The sequence below is a fragment of the Bacillus sp. 22190 genome (assembly GCF_052045575.1).
Lineage (GTDB): Bacteria > Bacillota > Bacilli > Bacillales > Bacillaceae > Bacillus > Bacillus altitudinis.
This window is the reverse complement of sequence record NZ_JBQEPF010000001.1, coordinates 396,141-414,976: the sequence shown is the minus strand read 5'-3', so window position 1 is coordinate 414,976 and position 18,836 is coordinate 396,141. Positions and strand designations below refer to the sequence as shown.

Genomic DNA, 18,836 nt, shown 5'->3' with positions numbered 1-18,836 from the left:
TTCCCCCCTAGTTGATGAGTTTGCTCATTCTCTTCGTTTCAGATAACTCTTTTGTTACACATAAAAATTGATCGATGTCCTCTTCTGTATGACAATGGAACGGCGAAACCCTTATCGCACCAGTTAATCCAATGGCTTCGAGTATACGTTTTGAGTAGACACTAGTATTCACTCGTTCATAAACGGTAATGCCTCGATCTTGATAATCCTTTCTCAGTTGTTCATCATCTATCCCCTGAATTCCCATTGCAACGATAAGATCTCTTTTCGTTAAATCAGGGTCATCCGCAAAAACTTTTACGTTCTCCATGTATCTCAATCCCTCGATCTTATCACTGCCTTCAAGAAGTCTATGGAGGAGTGCTCTTTCGTGAAGAACTATTTTTTTCATACCCTTTAGATACTTCTCTCTTCTAGACATTTCTCCAATACTGTCGTACGAACCCAGCCAGCATACATAGTCGATAACAGCTGACATAGATGCAAATAGCGAAGGTGTTGGTGAACCAAGTTCCCATTCACGATCATCCTTTGCTATTAATTTTTGATGTGGAAGTTTCGATAATCTGTCTGAAACATAGGCGAATCCAATACCTCTTGACGCCATAAATTTATATGGTGCAAAGTTTGCTCCATCTATACCAAGCTTTTCTACATGAAGAGTCCCATGCGGCATATGCTGGACTGCATCAACAATAATATATAAATCTGGTTTTTTCTTTCTAGCAGCTTTTATCATTCCTTCAAGATCCATGATATTTCCCGAAATATTACTGGAAGCAATGACGCTTAACAAAATCGTATTCTCGTCAATTTTATCAGCGATCGCTTCGGGATCAACAAAGCCTGTATTCACATTTGCTTGAGCAACTCTAAATTCTTTATTGTTCTTTTGACAGTAAAATTCTAATGAGTCATACGCAGAAGGATGTTCAATATTAGTCGTGACGGCATTCGTTCCCTCAACATTTTCAATAATAGTTGAGACCATTTTAAACATGGCTTGAGATGCTGTTAAATCTGTTATTAAAGAACCAGACTCCGCTCCGAACATGACACTCAATACATCATTCTTACATTTGTCCATCATATCATTCAGATCTGTTGCTCTTTGATGGTACCTTTCTGGACAATCCGGTAACAAATCAATCTTTTCTTTCACCTTGATGGCTTCCTTTAACCTTAAAGAGCCTCCTGAATTATCAAAAAAAAGTCTTTCCCCATAGTCTGGGTCAAAGGATAGAAACGAAAATTTTTCACGTAATTCCTTTAATAGCTGCTGATCCATTAATTTCCCTACTTTATAATCATTCAACATACTTCCTCCTTTACAACACATAAAATGTTTTTTGAAATTCTTCAAAATAATATGAATGAATAATTTTCTTCATAATTATGATGATATAAGCTTCTTTTTCTGTCAGTTATCTTGTTAAAAAACATGCCGGTTTTTTTTCACACTAAATATTTCTTCCAAATCACTTGAATTAATACACTTTATAGAAATCAGCATGAAGAACCAGTCACACAAGCAAGCGTTTTCATTTATTCTTTTTTAAAAAAATATGAAGAATTTATTTCATTTTGATTTTATCATAACCATTTTGTTAATAACAATATTTTTTTGAAATTTTCAAAAAATATAAGTTTATCATTTCCTAGTCTTGTTCCATTTTTATCTTCTCAACACATGCACAGTTTCTCAGAATTTCTCCATTGATCATGTAAAGTAAACAAACAATAACCCACCAATTAGAAAAACTGGTGGGTCGTTTTTTCTTCAACTTAAGTGAAGTTCTGTGCCAATTTACTTTATTGGAGTCATACATGATTGTAGTCATACAAGCTTGACCTCCCTTAAAGAATTCAAATATACCTGCAAAGGTCAGATCATATTTATATCAACTATACTTTTTATTAATACATACCAAACTGGCTAATATGTTTATTAATTCTTTCTAATTTTTCCTCACTATGAGCGACTGTCGCTCGACTGACATGTGTACATATTAACTCAGCTAAAAATAATACAGGTGTGTAAGAATTGAAGAATGCATTACTATCCACTGAAACTAAAAGTAGGACATCAGCAAAATGTGCTATAGGTGCTGTGGCTTTATCAGTAATGATGACAACTTTCGCATTGATTTCTTTTGCCATTTTGGCTGCTGCAAAGTCTACTTCAGAGTATCTTGGGAATGAAAAAATAAGGACACAATCATCCTGACTACATGAAGCTAAGGAATCAAACGGAGTAAACGATTGTTGACTATTAATCACTACATGATCAATGATCTGATTTAGGAAAACTCCCATTATTTCGGTTAACCCAGTTCTAGCTCTACTACCTAAAATATAAACTCTTCTAGCGTCAATGATATAATTGATTGCCTTGTTAAACTCTTCAGATGAATTTTTCTCTGAAATAGAATATATATTTTTTTCAAGAATTTTTAAATTGTCATTCAGTAAATCTGACTGTATCACTTTATCATAACTTAATTTTAATCTTTCAGAGGGAATGGTCACATCATCAGAAATGGCTAAGCTTTTGTCATAGTACTGTTCTCTAAGATATTTTTGAAAGTCACTATATCCAGAAAAGCCTAACTTTTTCGGGAATCGAACAACTGTAGCATTACTCACTTTTAATCTATGAGCTAGTTCTATTGAAGTAACAAGACATGCTTCTCTTACATTATTTAAAATGTATTCCGCTATTTCTTCTTCCTTTTTTGTTAGTTTCGTGTTGCTTATCATTGTTTTCAACGATTTTTGCGATACATCCATTTGGCATCCCTCCATGTTCACTTATATTGATTCATTATATTAGGGGAATAGAATGATGAAAAGCACTTGATAAAGTACGATACTAACCCCGGCTTTTTTGACAGCAATTATGAGCGGTGAGTCATACGCCTAAAGGGGGATGAGCGATTCAGCTAGGCAAGCCGGGGTGCACATTTAACATTCGTAAGCGCGACAGTAGGTACAAGAGTTTGTCTATCCGCAAAGACAACCATTCAAGCAAACTGTCTCTATGATTTAGGTGCAAGATGTGTTTGTACATATACTTCAAAAGGTTGAGGAAGCAAGTTTTTCGATACTTCTTCCTGTTCATGTATCGTGACATGATCCTCTGTCACGATCACACGACCTGTTGGTGTCAGTTTGGATGCAAGCAGCCTTTTGTTAAAAGGAGAGGCTTCATTTTCATAAATCTCATGCCGCAATTGCACAAGTGTATCTTCACCGACTTCTTTTAATGTGAAAGCATAACCTGTTTCAGCACCTGCTCCCCTATCCAATTGGAGTAGATGGGTTCCTTTTTCTGTTTCCTCTGCGTTCACGCGAAAACGAAGGGACGGTGCTTCCACCCATTCACCTGTAAAAGGGACGGGCTGAAGGGGTAAATTCACACCAAATCCTGCATCAATGAGGTAGCGCTCATGATGATGTTGAAGGACGATGGCTACATGCGTCCCATCAAGTGCCCACTTCTCCGCTTCTTTGTTATATACGGTCCCTTGAACGAGCTGTACAGCGAGACCTGCCTCTTTTAAGACATAATATAAGAGCGGATTGAGGTCATAGCAAAGACCACCTCTGCTGCCTTCCAGAAGATGATGCTTCAAACCTTCTGGATCCAAAGCATAGGCGTGTTTACCCACCACAGATCTATTTTCAAAAGGAAAGGTATAAGCCATCTTCCTTAGTAAATCAGGCAATTGATCAAAGGTAATGGACGCGGCTTCGTATCCAATTTTCTGTAAAAAGGCTGATTGAATCACAACTTTCCCTCCTAAAAAAACTGAGCCCTTGAAGAGACTCAGTTTTCTTGATTGATAAAATCCGTTAACGCATCGATGGCTTCTTGTTCATCTGCTCCATCAGCTATTAGTTTGACGGTGACCCCAGAGCTGATCGCAAGGCTCATCAGTCCCATAATACTCTTCGCATTGACCTTTTTCCCATCTTTCTCTAGAAAAATATCAGCACCAAAACGATTGGCTTCTTGAACGAACAAAGCAGCCGGACGTGCCTGCAAACCCGTTTTCAGCTGAATTGTGACCGTTTTTTCCACCATATGATCTGCCTCCCTTTTTTATTTCCCTATTTGAGTGTAACAGCTTGTCCGTTTCTTAATTGTTCTGCAATTTGATCTAGCTTTCTTAAACGGTGATTAATGCCTGATTTGCTGATCTTGCCGCTTTCCACCATTTCGCCAAGTTCCTTTAGTGTGACTTCTTGGTAGTCAATACGCAGTTGCGCAATTTCACGCAGCTTATCTGGTAGAGCGTCTAGTCCAATCTTTTCATCAATGAATTGAATATTTTCAACCTGGCGCAGTGAGGCACCGATCGTTTTATTCAAGTTTGCTGTTTCACAATTGACGAGCCGGTTCACAGAATTCCTCATATCTCGGACGATGCGCACGTCTTCAAAACGAAGCAATGAGTTATGAGCACCCACAACACTTAAGAATTCCGTAATTTTCTCAGCTTCCTTCATGTATGTGATAAAGCCTTTTTTTCGTTCAAGTGTTTTACTGTTAAGATGGAATTGATTCATGAGCTCACAAAGGGCATCATTATGTTCTTTGTATAGTGAAAAAATCTCAAGGTGATACGAAGAGGTTTCTGGGTTATTCACAGAACCTCCTGCTAAAAAAGCACCTCTCATATAGGAACGCTTGCAGCATCTTTTCTTCACAAGTTCTTCTGAAATGTTGCGTTCAAATACAAATTGTTCACCTAATATCTTTAGGTCCTCTAAAATGGTTTTCGCTCGTTCTACCAGTCTGACAATATACACATTATTCTTTTTTAATCTCATTTTTTTACGAACGAGCAGCTCGACAGTCACATCGTATTTCTTTTTCAAAAGGGTATAAATACGTCTTGCAATGGCTGCGTTCTCTGTCTGTATATCTAAAATCAATTTTCGATTAGAAAAAGATAATGAACCGTTCATACGGATGAGGGCAGAAAGCTCTGCTTTTGTGCAGCAGTCCTTCACTTCCAGATTAGTCAGCTCTTTTTTTGTTTCGGATGCAAATGACATCCTTGCCACCCCCATTCCTATTTTTTCTGATGCAGCAAATCGACAAGCAGCGCAGCTACTTTCAGCGTATCATGACGAATCACATGCTGGTCATATGTAATGATTTCCCCAGGGATGACTTCTAGTCCCATGGCTTTGAGTACATCTGTGTCGAATTGTACAGGCTGCGCTTGTTCTTCTGCATATTTTGCTTTGATTTCTTCTGGAATTTCTTTATTGTTCACAAATATCGTATCGATAAATGGTCGGTCCATATGATCGTTTAGTGCCTGCACATGATCAGCTGCACTGTAGGAAAGCGTTTCCCCCGGCTGTGTCATGACATTGCAAATATAGACTTTTTTCGCCTTAGAACGAATCACTTCTTCGCCAATATGCGGTACAAGCAAGTTTGGCAAGATACTTGTATACAAGCTGCCAGGTCCAAGGACGATCAAGTCGGCTTCACGAATGACTTGAATCGATTCTGGGAGCGGCTCAATCGTATCGGGTGTAAGAAAGACTCGTTTAATTCTTTCGCCGTAGGTCGGAATCTTGGATTCTCCTGTTACCACTTGCCCATTTTCTAATTCCGCATGAAGAACAACACTTGAATTCGCTGCTGGCAATACTTTTCCTCTCACATTTAAGACCTTGCTCATTTCTGTGACGGCATGAAAAAAATCACCGGTTATATTCGTCATAGCCGCAAGAATGAGGTTGCCGAGAGAGTGGCCTGTTAAGTCATTCCCTTTATTAAAACGGTGCTGAAATAAATCTTCTACAAGCGGTTCGACATCAGAAAGTGCCGCAAGGACATTCCGAATATCGCCTGGAGGCGGAATATTCAAATCATGTCGCAGTCTGCCTGAGCTGCCTCCATCATCAGCAACCGTTACAATAGCGGTAATATCCACTGGCTTTGTTTTTAGCCCTCTGAGCAAAACAGATAAGCCAGTGCCTCCGCCAAGAATGACCACCTTTGGAAGTGTCGTCATCTATTTTCTGCTTCTCTTTTCAATGTCCCGGTGAGTGACATGAGTATAGTAGTCATTTTTAAAATACTCCGATAAGTAGTTCGCTAGCGTCACTGATCGGTGCTGTCCACCTGTACAGCCAATAGCGATCACCAGCTGACTTTTCCCTTCTCGTTTATAGGACGGAAGCATAAAGCTGAGAAGGTCGATTAATTTCTCTGTGAACTTTTGCGTTTCACTCCACTTCATGACATAGGAGCGTACTTCTTCATCATTTCCAGTCTGTGGACGCATGCTCTCAATATAGTAAGGATTCGGCAGAAATCTCACATCAAATACAAGATCAGCATCAATTGGCAAGCCGTACTTAAAGCCAAATGACATCACATTCACTGTAAACACTTGCCCCTGATTCGTAGCAAAGTGTGTGACAATCTTTTCTCGAAGCTGTTTCGGTTTCAAATCCGATGTATCAAAAATCATTTGAGATCGGCCTTTTAACTCTTCTAACAGATCGCGTTCCATCGCGATTCCTTCGAGCGGCAAACCTGTTGTCGCAAGAGGATGCGAACGTCTCGTTTCTTTGTATCTTGAGACAAGTACCTTATCGTTTGCATCTAAGAATAATATTCTTGGTGTGATCCAACCAAGATCACTCATCTCATCTAAGGCAGCAATTAAGCTATCAAAGAATTCACGTCCTCGCAAATCCATCACAAGGGCCACCTTGCTCATCTTTGAATTGGATTCCTTCATGAGCTCTAGAAACTTCGGTAAAAGTGATGGCGGTAAGTTATCCACACAAAAGTAACCTAAGTCTTCAAAGCTTTGGATGGCAACGGTTTTCCCCGCACCTGACATCCCTGTAATAATCACAAGCTGAATATCATCTTGTTTGTGCGTATTCATGCCTGCTCCCTCTCCTTCTTTATGAAAACGGTTCATTTATTAGTCTCCTTGAGGATCTAATCGATAAGCAATCAGCTCAAAATCTGGTGTATACGTAAAAGTGCCGTGGAGAAGTCCTTTCCCTTTCAACATGAAGTCAAGAATATGGGAATCTCCTGGAGCCATCGGCAAGCTGGGCACATCTTTTACATCATGCCATTTTAAAATGCCTTCCTCCGACTCTGATACGTTTTTTCCTGTAAAGGAATCTGCCATAAAGGTGAACATCATCCACTCTTGAACGATTTGATCGCCTTCTTTTATGATAAAGGTAAACACGCCTTTTAGCTGAGGATTTAAAATATAAATGCCTGTTTCTTCTCTAAATTCTCGAACGACTGAATCCTTGACCGATTCTCCGCTCTCCATTTTGCCGCCAGGTGCTACCCACCAGCCTCGTCTTGGCTTTTGCAGCAAGAGAACTTGATCTTCGTGATGCAGCACACAATTGGTTACTCGTTGCATCAGCTGTCACCTACTCTTTTATGTCTTTTTCTTATTATACAGGTTCATCATGACTCCCACAATGAACATGCCCGTTCTTCACTGAAAACAGACAGGTTTTCGTATGAATATGGCGACGGGCACTTTCTCTATTCTTTATTTTACAACATGTAACGGTTCTCCATGCGTCATTTGTGAACATCTCGTGAATTTCTGATTTTAAGCAAAAAAAAGGACACGGATTCACATCCGTGCCAAACATGTATTCCTTATAAAAGGGGGTCAATTACTAGTTTCATCATAACGGATAATTATTTCACCCGTGTTACATTCCAGTTAAAAGCCCGTGACGCAATATTAAGGATTTACGACAGCTGTTTATTTCATTGCTTTTAGCTTTTCAGCAAGCTCTTCTACATAATGCTGTGCACTCTGTGCTGCAATACTTCCATCACCTGTTGCTGTGACGATTTGACGAAGGGTTTTTTCACGAATGTCGCCAGCTGCGAAGATTCCTTCAACTTTTGTTTCCATTCTTTCGTTTGTCTCGATGTAGCCCTCTGCATTTGTAATCCCTAGATTTTCAAATGGTTTAGACAGCGGCAGCATACCGATGTAGATAAAGACGCCGTCTGTTTTGAAGTCTTCTTCCTCACCTGTCACGGTATCAATTAATGTCACACTGCCGACTTTCCCGTTCTCTTCATTGATTTCTTTGACGGTTTTGTTCCACATAAAGTCGATTTTTTCATTATCAAATGCACGTGCTTGTAAGATGCTTTGGGCACGAAGTTTGTCGCGTCTATGGACAATTGTGACTTTAGACGCAAAGCGAGTGAGGTAAACACCCTCTTCTACTGCTGAGTCTCCTCCGCCAATCACGACAAGCTCTTTGTTTTTAAAGAAGGCACCGTCACATACAGCGCAGTATGATACGCCGCGGCCGCCAAGTTCTTTTTCGCCTGGTGCACCGATTTTTTTGTATTCAGCACCTGCCGCAATAATGACAGAGCGTCCTTTGTATTCTTTTGAACCAGCTTTGACGGTTTTGTACTCTTCACCATCTACAATTTCTTTAATATCGCCATACGCATACTCGGCACCGAATTTCTTTGCATGCTCAAACATTTTATTTGAAAGTTCCGGCCCTAAGATGCTTTCAAAGCCCGGATAGTTCTCGACATCTTCCGTATTCGCCATTTGGCCGCCTGGAATTCCTCTTTCAATCATCAGTGTTGAAAGATTTCCCCGTGATGTATAAACAGCGGCTGTCATTCCGGCAGGACCCGCTCCAATGATGATCGTATCGTAGATTTTTTCTTCTGACACAACTGTCACTCCCTCTTCAATTGCTGCTAGCATTTCTTATTAGAATGCCCTTGGGTGATGCTTCCATTCATGACAGAGAGCATCATTTCCACTCTTAGCTTTTATTCCTTACCCATATCCTATTAAATCTGCGGATAATAAGCGAATCATTTGCTCATATCTTCAAAAAAAGAAAAAGCTTCCTTAAACTGCTGTTTAAGGAAGCCTGTTTACGGTTATATAGTAAGTAATGATTTATTCAACGACTCTTCTTACAACGCCATTGAATGCTTTTTTCCAGTAAACGTTGCTCATAGAGTCAACTGAAACACCGCGAGAGCTGTTATCGTTCAAGAATGTACCGTTTCCTAAGTAAATACCAACGTGTCCATTTACTTTATACGTATCAAAGAACACAAGGTCTCCGCGTTTCATGTCAGATGCACTTACAGCTCTTCCTTTACCTACAAGCGTATCTGTTGTTGTACCGCCAACTGGTCCAAGGTTGATGCCTGCTGATGCAAATGCCCAGCGAACGAATGAAGAACAGTCAAAACGACGTGCGTCAATATCGGCTTGTGATCTGCCGCCGCCCCATTTATATGGAGATTGTCCTACAATGGTAGAACCTGTGCTGATCGCACCTTCGATTCCGCCTACGTTATTGCTGACAGGTGATCCACCGCCAGAAGATGGCTTTTTGCTTGGTGAACTGCTGTTATTGTTATTTGAAGATCCACTGTTATTTGAAGAAGAACCGCTGTCGTTATTAGAGCTGTTGTCTTCTGCTTGAACACTAGCTTGACGTTGCTGTTGTCTTTGTGCTTTTTCTTCTTTTGCTTGTTGAGCAGCTTCTCTTGCTTCTTTTTCAGCTTGTTTTTGAGCAGCGATTGTTGCGTCTTTTTCAGATGCAATGCTGTTTGCCTCAGTGTTTAACTCGCTGATTTGAGAAGAGGCACTTCCTTTTTGCTTTTTCACTTGCTTGAATAGCTTGTCTTTCTCATCAAGCTGTTTATTTAAGTCTGTTTGAAGTGTTTCAAGCTTTGCAAGCGTCTTTTGAACATCTTCAAGCTTTGTGTTTAATTCGTTTTCAGACTTTTGTAATTCCGCTTTGTCTCTTTCTTGTTCTTTAATGATTTCGCTGTCTGCGTTGATTAATGTAGATACAGCACCTGCACGGCTGATGAAATCGCTAAAGCTTTTTGCTCCTAGTAATACATCTATGTATTTTGTAGAACCACCGCTTTCTTGAAGCGCACGTACACGCTTTTTCAAGAATTCGTTTCTTTCTTCGATACGTTTTTCTGTATCAGCAATTTCTTTTTTCAGTGCCTTGATTTCTTTTTTTGTTTTTTCGTTTTCTTTTTGTTTTTCTTCGATTTGATCACTTGTTTTTAAAGCTTTTTCGTCAATTTCTTTTAGCTTTAGCGCAAGTGCCTCTTGTTTTGCCTCAAGCTTTGAAAGCTCTTCTTTTTTCTTTTGAAGATTCTTGTTTACCTCTGACTGCTTGCTGTCTAGTTCTTGTTTCTTTTGTTCAAAGTTCTGTGCATTTGCTTCATGAGTAAATGGAATAAATAAACCGCTCGCTCCAATCACCGAAGCTAAACCGAAAGTAATAAACTTTTTCACGTATAGTTCCTCCTTTGACAATTTCCCAAGCGACATGAGAAAGCAGCAAATTCTCTGCGACCAATCTGTGCTTCCTGTGTCTTTCTTCCTGATGATTCAGTCAGATGTTGACCAGATTGTTTCTATCACTAGGTATTGCATTATGTATAGTAAAATATTTAAATATATGTCTTTGTTTTAATCCACGAGTTTCATTATACATGACACATCGACAAAATGAGCTAATATTTTTATTACATTTATGTTTCAAATAGATGTCGAGATTGTCATACTTCGCCAAATCCTAGCAAATCCCACCTTTTTATCCAAGAAAAAAGCATGACCTTTTCGGCCATGCTGCTGTTATCTGAATCTATTTACCTATTCAAACCATGAACGCACAAATAATATTCTCATATTTTGACAGCGTTTGAACGCTGATCTGAAAAGAAGCTGAGATCTCTTTTTTGCTGACAGCTGATTCTTCTTGTTCATTCATCCATAGATAATAAGAAGCTGCTGCCCATGCAATGGCATTTTTCTTCTCTACGCCTGAAGCGCGTGCTTGCTGAATAATATGGAATAACCAAAAATATGGCATGTGGCTATCAGGCTGCACCGCTTCTTCCAAAGCAGATGCCGCCTGTTTTGCGAAGACCGCATCTTCTGAAAACGATCGTTCTTCCATTTGATCTTCATATAAAAGTAACTCAATAAACTGCTGTTCAAAGGCCGTTTTCGCAGCGCGGGAATCAAGAACAGATTGCAAGACGTCACGTTCACCTTTTTGTTTGCTGACATAGTAGGCAGTGAGTCGTTCCTCAATTGAAACCATTGGCTCAGACTCCTCTGGTTTATCTTGCCACGGCTTGATTTCATCTGCATCAATATCTTCTTCCACCATCTTATCCCAGACGGTTTGCGCCAGCGTTTTGTGGCCCGTATAATAGGCTGCACTTGCCAGCCAGTATAAAAACGTACTATCACCTTGGAAACCTGTTTTATACAAAGAATAAAGCCATTTAAATGCCCATTCAAATTCTCCAACAAGGGCAAATGTCGCGCCAAGCTTATAACGCTGTTCACTTAATATTGGATACACGTGCGTTAATTGCTTCGCTAACAGATTGACCTTTTCTTCTTCTTTTTCATAATGATAGAAAACAAGCTGATTACAAAGGGCATGCAGATTACCGGGATTTTCATGAAGGACCCGGTTCAACATTTCTTTTGCCTGATCGATTTGGCCAGAATAAAAATAGGCCAAAGCGAGATTATTATACGCTGACCAAAACTCTGGATACTCAACAATCATCTGTTCCAGCATCTCGATTGCTTCATCCAGCCTGCCGCTTTCTAGCAAATGGTTGGCTTGATCCTGCTTTACAATCAGATCATCCTGATCATAAGGGAAATCTTCATCAACATCGTCACTCATATCAAGCAGATCGAGGAGATCGTCATTTTCATCTGCAAATTCCCCGTCTTCTTCCAGCGCAGCATAAGCAGTGGCGCATCTATATGCCTCTTGAAACAAACCGAGATTCGCATAATTATTGGCTTTAAAGTAGTGACACTCTGACATATTCTCATCCAAGTGTTCAAGGATAAAATCAAGCAGTTCATTAGATTGTTGGTAATGACCCATTTCAGTATAAATAATGGCAAGCTGCGACAGCATTTCTACATTTTCAGGCTCAAGTACGATGGCCCGCTGTATCAGCTTACTTGCCCTAGACAGATTTCTTTCTCTATATGCTTTTAGACCTTTATGAAAAAAGTAATGCCCATCTTGGAATAGCTGGACGACTTGTGTGTGATTATTTTGAGAAGTGTATTTACTCACCGATACCCTCCATTTCGAACAGTGTACCGTGTGTAGTATAACATACTTCATGAGTCGTCACATAGAACAAAAGGAAAGGAAGGATTTGTTTTTCATTTAAAAGCAAAAAGCCGAGGGTACCCCCAGCTTTTCATTCCCCTTGATGGCGCTTTTTCAATACCTTTAATACATCATCAAGAGGCAGCTGCTGTTCACGTAATAACACAAGAAGGTGATACAGGAGATCTGCTGTTTCCCATTTCAATTCTTCTTGATCACGGTTCTTCGCCGCAATGATCACTTCAGAAGCTTCTTCCCCTACCTTTTTCAGGATTTTGTCGACTCCTTTTTCAAAAAGATAGGTCGTATAAGCTCCTTCTGGCATTTCCATCTGCCGTTTCGCAATGACCTGTTCCAGTTCATTTAAAATGGCAAAGCGGTCTTGTTCTCCCCTTGGCTGTTTCACGCCATCTTCTGAAAAACAGCTATAGCTGCCTGTATGGCAGGCTGGGCCGCTTGGTGTCACTAGAACAAGCAGGGCATCTTGATCACAGTCATAGCGAATAGATGTAACACGCTGGGTGTGTCCAGATGTAGCTCCTTTGTGCCAAAGCTCATTTCTCGATCTGCTAAAAAACCATGTTTCCCCTGTCTCTAATGTTTTTTCATAGGATTCTTGATTCATATACGCCAAAGTAAGAACTTCCTTGCTTTGAGCATCCTGTACAATGGCAGGAATGAGACCTGCATCATTAAAGGTTAATTCGTTTGCCTGTTTCATCTTACCTTCACCCCGTGTTCTCTCAAATATGTCTTCACTTCTTGAACGGAGGTTTCTTTATAATGGAAAATAGAGGCTGCGAGTGCGGCATCAGCTTCACCTTTTGTAAAAGCCTCCAGCATATGCTGCGCATTGCCAGCACCTCCTGAAGCAATAACTGGCACTGTGACTGCTTCTGATACAAGCCTCGTCAAACGATGCTCAAAGCCCGTTTTCTCACCATCGGCATCCATGCTAGTCAGCAAGATCTCGCCTGCTCCTCTTCGCACGGCTTCTTTCGCCCAGTCACTCACTTCTATATCCGTTTGACGGCGTCCTCCGTGCGTATAGACCATGTATGCTTGTTTCTCTTCATCGTATTTCGCATCAATCGCAACAACGATGCACTGTGAACCAAAAAAGTCGGCTCCTTCTGTTATTAGCTCCGGTCTTAAAACAGCCGCTGTGTTCACAGACACCTTGTCTGCCCCCGCTCTTAATATACGCTTCATGTCATCAAGGTGGTTAATCCCGCCGCCCACCGTGAACGGGATAGCGAGAGTGGCTGCCACTTGTTTGACCACATCCACCATCGTTTTTCGGCCTTCATGAGAGGCAGATATATCAAGAAAGACGAGTTCATCCGCACCTTCCTCGTCATAGATCTGCGCTAATTCGACCGGATCACCAGCATCCTTCAAACCTAGAAATTGGATCCCTTTGACAACACGCCCTTCCTTTACATCAAGACATGGAATGATTCGTTTTGTCATCATATGCTGTCAAGCCCTTCAAACGCTTCTGCTAAAGTAAATTGCTTTGTGTACAGCGCCTTGCCAATGATTGCACCAGACACACCTGTCTGCTTTTGTGCTGACAGCTTTTGCAGATCACTCACTGCACTGACACCACCTGAGGCAATGACTTGTTTGCCAGTTGCTTCTGCTAATCGAACCGTACTTTCCACATTTGGACCAGACAGCATGCCATCCATTTGAATATCCGTGAAAATGAAGACCTCTGCGCCTTCCTTTGCCAGTTCCTGACCAAGTTCCTCCGCCTTCACTTCCGACGTTTCAAGCCAACCTTCAGTCGATACAAAACCGTTTCGTGCATCAATGCCAATGGCGATTTTCTCCCCATATTGCGCCAGCATTTTTTTCACAAAAACCGGGTTTGACACCGCTGAACTGCCAAGAATGACTCTTGATACGCCATTGTTTAAATAAAATGCAACATCTTCTTCTGTCCGAATGCCGCCGCCAATTTGGACATTCACATCTAATGAGGAAGCAATCGATAGCACATGCTCGTGATTCACGCGTTTTCCTGCTTTTGCGCCATCTAAATCAACGAGATGTATCCATTTCGCTCCTTCATTTGCAAACCGTCTCGCCATGTCTAACGGTGAATCTCCATAAATGGTTTCTTGGTCATAGTCTCCTTGCACAAGTCGTACACATTTGCCATTTCTCATATCAATTGCTGGATATAATGTAAAATCACTCATTTGCTCACCCTCTGTTCGTTTGCTAATTGAATAAACTGTTTCAACAGTGCCATTCCTGTTGTACTGCTTTTTTCAGGGTGAAACTGCGTTCCAAACACATTCCCCTTCCCAACAACGGCAGGTACTTGAACACCATAGGGCGCACTTGCCAATAGGTCTTCTGGATTCATGCCGCTCACATAATAAGAGTGAACAAAGTATGCAAATCCTTCCGGCACACCGTCAAATAATGGTGACGGCTGGTGAAATGTGAGCTCGTTCCAGCCCATATGAGGCACCTTCAGCCTTTGTCCATCCTGATCACGATCCTTCAAAAGAACGACACGTCCTTTTAAAAGGCCTAGCCCTTTTGTTTTTCCTGCTTCTTCACTTTCTTCAAACAACAACTGCATGCCAAGGCAAATGCCAAATAACAGCTTTCCTTCCTGCACGACTTGGTGGATAAACGCCTCAAGTCCTGTCTGTCTTAACAGCTGCATCGCATCACGAAATGAACCGACTCCTGGCAAAATGTACGCATCTGCCTTTTTCAGCTCCTCTGCTTCAGAAGACACGATATAAGACGCTCCTGCTCGTTCCAGTGCTTTTGATACGCTAAACAAATTTCCCATTCCATAGTCAATGACGCCAATCATTAGAGCATCCCCTTTGTCGACGGAATCCCTTTCACACGCGGATCAATGGTTGTTGCTTCATCTAAGGCGCGTGCCATCGCTTTAAAAATGGCTTCAATCATATGGTGGGTATTGGTTCCATAGTGAACGATCACATGCAGATTGATTCGTGCTTCAAGGGCAAATTTCCAAAGAAACTCATGAACCAGCTCCGTATCAAAGGTGCCGACCTTCTGACTCGGGAAATCCGCTCTCATTTCCAAATGAGGACGATTACTTAAATCCACGACGACTTGGGCGAGAGTTTCATCCATTGGAACAAAACTAGAGCCGTAGCGCTTAATTCCTTTCTTATCACCGAGCGCTTCTTTCAACATCTGCCCAAGCACAATGCCAATATCTTCTGTTGTGTGGTGATCATCGACATCTGTGTCTCCTTTTGCATCTACAGTTAAGTTAAAGTGTCCGTGCTTCGTGAATAAGTCGAGCATGTGCGTCATAAAAGGGACATCTGTCTGAATATCCGCTTTTCCTTCACCATCAATCTCTAGCGCTAACGAAATGTTCGTTTCATTTGTCTGTCTCGCTGTTTCCGCCTGTCTCATTTTGATTCCTCCCGCTTTCTCGCTTCAATCGATCTGGCATGTGCTTCAAGCCCTTCTAATCTTGCAAAAGCCGCAATGCTTTCCCTATGTGTTTCGAAGGCTTCTTTGCTATATGAAATGATACTCGTTTTCTTTTGGAAATCCGTGACACCAAGCGGACTGGAGAATCTTGCCGTCCCGTTTGTTGGCAACACATGGTTTGGTCCTGCGAAGTAATCCCCTACCGGCTCTGGGCTGTAACGCCCTAAGAAAATTGCTCCAGCATGCTTGATTTGACCAAGTAGTGATGCTGGATACGCCGTCAGCACTTCTAAATGCTCTGGGGCTAACTGGTTCACGATATCAACTGCACGATCCAAAGATTCTGTTACGTAAATATAACCATGGTCTTGAATAGATTGTGCTGCAATTGATTTCCTTGGCAAAGTATCAAGCTGCGCTTGCACCTCCGCTTGCACTGCTTCAGCCAATCCTTTAGATGGTGTCACCAAAATACTAGATGCCAATGCATCATGCTCTGCCTGTGAAAGCAAATCAGCTGCCACCTCATGTGCAGCTGCCGTTTCATCTGCTAAAACAGCAATTTCACTTGGGCCCGCAATCATATCAATGTCTACTTGACCAAATACTTCCCGTTTGGCAAGTGCTACATAAATGTTTCCTGGACCGGTGATTTTATCAACAGGCTGGATACTGTCCGTTCCATATGCAAGAGCAGCTATCGCCTGAGCACCACCCATTTTGTACATTTCTGAAATGCCTAGCTCCTTCGCTGCTACTAGTACAGCGTCAGACAGACGACCGTCTTTTCCTGGCGGTGTCACAAGGACAATTCGCTCAACGCCGGCAACAAGTGCCGGGATCACATTCATTAAAACAGATGATGGATAGGCGGCCGTTCCGCCTGGGACATATACACCCACCGCATCGAGCGGCGTTACTTTCTGACCTAGCATTGAGCCGTCCTTTTGGTGATAAAACCAAGAGGAGGTTAGCTGACGCTCGTGGTATGTTCGAATATTCCGGATCGCTTTTTGGATGATCTGGATCATCTCCGGTTCCAAACGTTCGTAGGCTTTTGTCTTTTCCTCCTCCGTCACAAGTGGTTGTTCAATAGAGACACCGTCAAATTGCTTCGTGAAAGACCGTACGGCTTCGTCACCATTTTTTCTCACTTCTTCGATTATTCGCTGAACAGCCAGTCGCTGCTCTTCCGTTCCTGTATCTAGAGAACGCTTGAGTGAGAGAGTGTCTGTCTCACCTTCTTGTATGTAGGTGATGTTCATGATGTTTCCTCCCCTTCTCCTTCGATGATTCTTGCCAGACGCTGCGCCATTTCATCGATTACCGCATCCTTCATTCGATAGCTCACAGGATTGACAATAAAACGTGACGTAATGTCACAAATATGTTCCGTTTCGACAAGTCCATTTTCCTTAAGTGTTTGACCGGTGGAGACAATGTCAACAATTCGATCGGCAAGTCCGATGAGCGGTGCTAATTCAATGGAACCATTTAGCTTAATGATCTCCACCTGCTCACCTTGTTCTCTAAAATAAGAAGAAGCGACATTTGGGTACTTTGTGGCCACACGCGGTGCGACACCGCCCCAGCTGGCTCCCGGCAAGCCCGCTACAGCTAAATGACATTTGCTAATGTTTAAATCGAGCACTTCGTACACATCCCGTGCTTCTTCAAGCATGACGTCTTTCCCTGCAATGCCCACATCTGCTACACCGTGCTCTACATATGTCGTCACATCCATTGGCTTCGCTAAAATAAAGCGAAGATTTTCTTCCGGTACATCAATGATTAATTTTCTTGAATCTTCGAATTCCTCCGGCAGCTGATATCCAGCCTGTCTTAATAGCCCTGCTGCTTCTTCAAATATCCGCCCCTTTGGCATTGCCATTGTCAACACTTTACCCATTTTGCTCTTCCTTTCTAGCGCCGATAAAATAAGTCACTTGCTCAAATGCCTTGGTCATGGCATCGATATTTTCAATACCTGCTAAGTCTTGGAGAACAATCCTTTTGCCCTTTGTCCGCTCTTTTTCTGCAAAATCAAATGCTTCAAGCCGCTGTTCTTTACTAAAAATCACAGCCTCTTGGGGCTCATTTATTTCTTTTGCGTCGAGCGCTTCAAGAAGACGGTCTAATCGAAGTCCGAAGCCTGTAGCGGGTGCGGGTGCATCAAAGTGAGCAAGCAATTGATCATACCTTCCTCCACTTCCGATCACAGACCCAACATGATCTGCAAATACTTCAAACAAAATCCCCGTATAGTAGCTCATATGACTGACCATGCTTAAATCCAAACGGATATATTCTGTACAGCCGTAATCTTCAAGTGTCTCCCACAGCGCCTTTAACTCCGCCAGCACTTCTTTGCCCTCTTGTGAGACCACAATTTCTTCAGCCTGCTGGGTCACTTCTTGACCGCCGCGCAGCTCTAAAAGCTGGAGCAGCCTTGTTTTATCGATGGATGAGAGCGGCAATTGTTTGACATGCTGCCTGTACCCCACATAATTCTTTTCATATAAAAATCGGCGCAATACGTTCGCCCGCTCCGTATTCCCTAGTACATCTAAAAACAAGGTCTCAGCTAAAGCCACATGCCCGATCGCAATTTTGAAGGATTGAAGTCCAGCATTTTTTAATGCAAACACGACAAGCGCTATGACCTCAGCATCTGCACTAATCGAACCATCACCGATCAATTCAATACCGACCTGCTCAAATTCAGAAGGTCTTCCGCCTTCTCTTTCCTGTGCCCGAAACACATTGGCCGCATACCCAACGCGAAGTGGATACGCCTGTTCATGGAGCTTTGATGCCGCTACTCTCGCAATTGGTCCCGTCATATCAGGTCTAAGCACAAGGGTTTGACCATTTTGATCAAGAAGCTTAAACAGCTGCGTATCTGTAATCGCAGATTGAACACCGACTGTATCGTAAAATTCAAGCGTTGGCGTTTCCATTAAACGATAACCCCAACCATTCATGACCTCTGTTAAAGAATGCCTAACTCTTTTCTTCGTCTCATACAATCCTGGTAATGAATCTCGCATACCATATGGTTTTTCAAACATGAACATGTTCTTCCGCACCTCCAACACATTAAAACAAAAAATTCCGAATCCTTTAGTTCGCTAATATGATAATATGCTAACAAAATAAAGTGATTAAATCAA

19 protein-coding genes are annotated in these 18,836 nt (G+C 41.8%); all 19 read right to left on the bottom strand.

What is annotated here, in order from left to right; all coding sequences use genetic code 11:
• Positions 1 to 7: 7 nt before the first annotated feature.
• The 19 genes from ACTJKA_RS02090 to ACTJKA_RS02000 all read right to left on the bottom strand — a co-directional run bounded on the left by ACTJKA_RS02090 (position 8) and on the right by ACTJKA_RS02000 (position 18,740).
• Positions 8 to 1,318, bottom strand: a complete 1,311-nt coding sequence (locus ACTJKA_RS02090) for an aminotransferase class V-fold PLP-dependent enzyme (RefSeq protein ID WP_234900739.1) — start codon at positions 1,316 to 1,318, stop codon at positions 8 to 10.
• A gap of 599 nt (positions 1,319 to 1,917) precedes the next feature.
• A complete protein-coding gene (locus tag ACTJKA_RS02085) occupies positions 1,918 to 2,790 on the bottom strand; it encodes a MurR/RpiR family transcriptional regulator (RefSeq protein ID WP_039963728.1) in 873 nt (290 codons plus the stop codon).
• Between the two features lie 248 nt (positions 2,791 to 3,038).
• Positions 3,039 to 3,791, bottom strand: coding sequence for an arylamine N-acetyltransferase family protein (locus ACTJKA_RS02080; protein WP_345911135.1), 753 nt, complete (start codon positions 3,789 to 3,791; stop codon positions 3,039 to 3,041).
• Between the two features lie 38 nt (positions 3,792 to 3,829).
• Positions 3,830 to 4,087 (bottom strand): HPr family phosphocarrier protein, encoded by a 258-nt coding sequence (locus ACTJKA_RS02075; protein ID WP_008348124.1) that lies wholly within the window; start codon positions 4,085 to 4,087, stop codon positions 3,830 to 3,832.
• Between the two features lie 26 nt (positions 4,088 to 4,113).
• Positions 4,114 to 5,064 (bottom strand): DNA-binding protein WhiA, encoded by a 951-nt coding sequence (gene whiA, locus ACTJKA_RS02070; protein WP_008348125.1) that lies wholly within the window; start codon positions 5,062 to 5,064, stop codon positions 4,114 to 4,116.
• Positions 5,065 to 5,081: 17 nt separating this feature from the next.
• Positions 5,082 to 6,041: a gluconeogenesis factor YvcK family protein gene (locus ACTJKA_RS02065; protein ID WP_008348128.1), complete on the bottom strand. Its 960-nt coding sequence runs from the start codon at positions 6,039 to 6,041 to the stop codon at positions 5,082 to 5,084.
• Positions 6,042 to 6,929 (bottom strand): RNase adapter RapZ, encoded by an 888-nt coding sequence (gene rapZ, locus ACTJKA_RS02060; protein WP_345912327.1) that lies wholly within the window; start codon positions 6,927 to 6,929, stop codon positions 6,042 to 6,044. It lies immediately after the preceding gene.
• A gap of 39 nt (positions 6,930 to 6,968) precedes the next feature.
• The gene (locus ACTJKA_RS02055) at positions 6,969 to 7,433 is read right to left on the bottom strand and encodes an 8-oxo-dGTP diphosphatase (RefSeq protein ID WP_008348133.1); all 465 of its coding nucleotides are present in this window, start codon (positions 7,431 to 7,433) and stop codon (positions 6,969 to 6,971) included.
• A 357-nt stretch (positions 7,434 to 7,790) separates the two neighbouring features.
• On the bottom strand, positions 7,791 to 8,741 hold the full coding sequence (gene trxB, locus ACTJKA_RS02050; RefSeq protein WP_029575420.1) for a thioredoxin-disulfide reductase: 951 nt from the start codon (positions 8,739 to 8,741) through the stop codon (positions 7,791 to 7,793).
• 234 nt (positions 8,742 to 8,975) lie between these two features.
• Positions 8,976 to 10,349, bottom strand: a complete 1,374-nt coding sequence (locus tag ACTJKA_RS02045) for a C40 family peptidase (RefSeq protein WP_113746949.1) — start codon at positions 10,347 to 10,349, stop codon at positions 8,976 to 8,978.
• A 364-nt stretch (positions 10,350 to 10,713) separates the two neighbouring features.
• The gene (locus tag ACTJKA_RS02040) at positions 10,714 to 12,174 is read right to left on the bottom strand and encodes a tetratricopeptide repeat protein (protein ID WP_265153791.1); all 1,461 of its coding nucleotides are present in this window, start codon (positions 12,172 to 12,174) and stop codon (positions 10,714 to 10,716) included.
• A gap of 130 nt (positions 12,175 to 12,304) precedes the next feature.
• Positions 12,305 to 12,934 carry a bifunctional phosphoribosyl-AMP cyclohydrolase/phosphoribosyl-ATP diphosphatase HisIE gene (gene hisIE / locus ACTJKA_RS02035; protein ID WP_079919149.1) on the bottom strand — a complete coding sequence of 210 codons (630 nt, stop codon included), beginning with the start codon at positions 12,932 to 12,934 and terminating at the stop codon, positions 12,305 to 12,307.
• Positions 12,931 to 13,689: an imidazole glycerol phosphate synthase subunit HisF gene (hisF, locus tag ACTJKA_RS02030; RefSeq protein WP_440607594.1), complete on the bottom strand. Its 759-nt coding sequence runs from the start codon at positions 13,687 to 13,689 to the stop codon at positions 12,931 to 12,933. Before hisF ends, hisIE begins: the two co-directional genes overlap by 4 nt.
• On the bottom strand, positions 13,686 to 14,423 hold the full coding sequence (hisA, locus tag ACTJKA_RS02025) for a 1-(5-phosphoribosyl)-5-[(5-phosphoribosylamino)methylideneamino]imidazole-4-carboxamide isomerase (protein ID WP_017357903.1): 738 nt from the start codon (positions 14,421 to 14,423) through the stop codon (positions 13,686 to 13,688). Before hisA ends, hisF begins: the two co-directional genes overlap by 4 nt.
• Positions 14,420 to 15,058: an imidazole glycerol phosphate synthase subunit HisH gene (hisH, locus tag ACTJKA_RS02020; RefSeq protein ID WP_007500077.1), complete on the bottom strand. Its 639-nt coding sequence runs from the start codon at positions 15,056 to 15,058 to the stop codon at positions 14,420 to 14,422. Before hisH ends, hisA begins: the two co-directional genes overlap by 4 nt.
• Positions 15,058 to 15,642, bottom strand: coding sequence for an imidazoleglycerol-phosphate dehydratase HisB (gene hisB / locus ACTJKA_RS02015; protein WP_017357901.1), 585 nt, complete (start codon positions 15,640 to 15,642; stop codon positions 15,058 to 15,060). The genes hisH and hisB overlap by 1 nt, the downstream gene beginning before the upstream one ends.
• Positions 15,639 to 16,928, bottom strand: coding sequence for a histidinol dehydrogenase (hisD, locus tag ACTJKA_RS02010; RefSeq protein WP_322536046.1), 1,290 nt, complete (start codon positions 16,926 to 16,928; stop codon positions 15,639 to 15,641). Before hisD ends, hisB begins: the two co-directional genes overlap by 4 nt.
• A complete protein-coding gene (gene hisG / locus ACTJKA_RS02005) occupies positions 16,925 to 17,572 on the bottom strand; it encodes an ATP phosphoribosyltransferase (protein WP_007500071.1) in 648 nt (215 codons plus the stop codon). Before hisG ends, hisD begins: the two co-directional genes overlap by 4 nt.
• The gene (locus tag ACTJKA_RS02000) at positions 17,565 to 18,740 is read right to left on the bottom strand and encodes an ATP phosphoribosyltransferase regulatory subunit (RefSeq protein WP_017368113.1); all 1,176 of its coding nucleotides are present in this window, start codon (positions 18,738 to 18,740) and stop codon (positions 17,565 to 17,567) included. The genes hisG and ACTJKA_RS02000 overlap by 8 nt, the downstream gene beginning before the upstream one ends.
• Positions 18,741 to 18,836: the final 96 nt, after the last annotated feature.

What these genes read in the sequence shown, in the direction of transcription:
- ACTJKA_RS02090 (WP_234900739.1), bottom strand. Translation starts at nt 1,318, where the DNA reads ATGTTGAATGATTATAAAGTAGGGAAATTAATGGATCAGCAGCTATTA.
- ACTJKA_RS02085 (WP_039963728.1), bottom strand. Translation starts at nt 2,790, where the DNA reads ATGGATGTATCGCAAAAATCGTTGAAAACAATGATAAGCAACACGAAA.
- ACTJKA_RS02075 (WP_008348124.1), bottom strand. Translation starts at nt 4,087, where the DNA reads ATGGTGGAAAAAACGGTCACAATTCAGCTGAAAACGGGTTTGCAGGCA.
- whiA (WP_008348125.1), bottom strand. Translation starts at nt 5,064, where the DNA reads ATGTCATTTGCATCCGAAACAAAAAAAGAGCTGACTAATCTGGAAGTG.
- ACTJKA_RS02065 (WP_008348128.1), bottom strand. Translation starts at nt 6,041, where the DNA reads ATGACGACACTTCCAAAGGTGGTCATTCTTGGCGGAGGCACTGGCTTA.
- rapZ (WP_345912327.1), bottom strand. Translation starts at nt 6,929, where the DNA reads ATGAATACGCACAAACAAGATGATATTCAGCTTGTGATTATTACAGGG.
- ACTJKA_RS02055 (WP_008348133.1), bottom strand. Translation starts at nt 7,433, where the DNA reads ATGCAACGAGTAACCAATTGTGTGCTGCATCACGAAGATCAAGTTCTC.
- hisIE (WP_079919149.1), bottom strand. Translation starts at nt 12,934, where the DNA reads ATGAAACAGGCAAACGAATTAACCTTTAATGATGCAGGTCTCATTCCT.
- hisF (WP_440607594.1), bottom strand. Translation starts at nt 13,689, where the DNA reads ATGATGACAAAACGAATCATTCCATGTCTTGATGTAAAGGAAGGGCGT.
- hisA (WP_017357903.1), bottom strand. Translation starts at nt 14,423, where the DNA reads ATGAGTGATTTTACATTATATCCAGCAATTGATATGAGAAATGGCAAA.
- hisH (WP_007500077.1), bottom strand. Translation starts at nt 15,058, where the DNA reads ATGATTGGCGTCATTGACTATGGAATGGGAAATTTGTTTAGCGTATCA.
- hisB (WP_017357901.1), bottom strand. Translation starts at nt 15,642, where the DNA reads ATGAGACAGGCGGAAACAGCGAGACAGACAAATGAAACGAACATTTCG.
- hisD (WP_322536046.1), bottom strand. Translation starts at nt 16,928, where the DNA reads ATGAACATCACCTACATACAAGAAGGTGAGACAGACACTCTCTCACTC.
- hisG (WP_007500071.1), bottom strand. Translation starts at nt 17,572, where the DNA reads ATGGGTAAAGTGTTGACAATGGCAATGCCAAAGGGGCGGATATTTGAA.
- ACTJKA_RS02000 (WP_017368113.1), bottom strand. Translation starts at nt 18,740, where the DNA reads ATGTTCATGTTTGAAAAACCATATGGTATGCGAGATTCATTACCAGGA.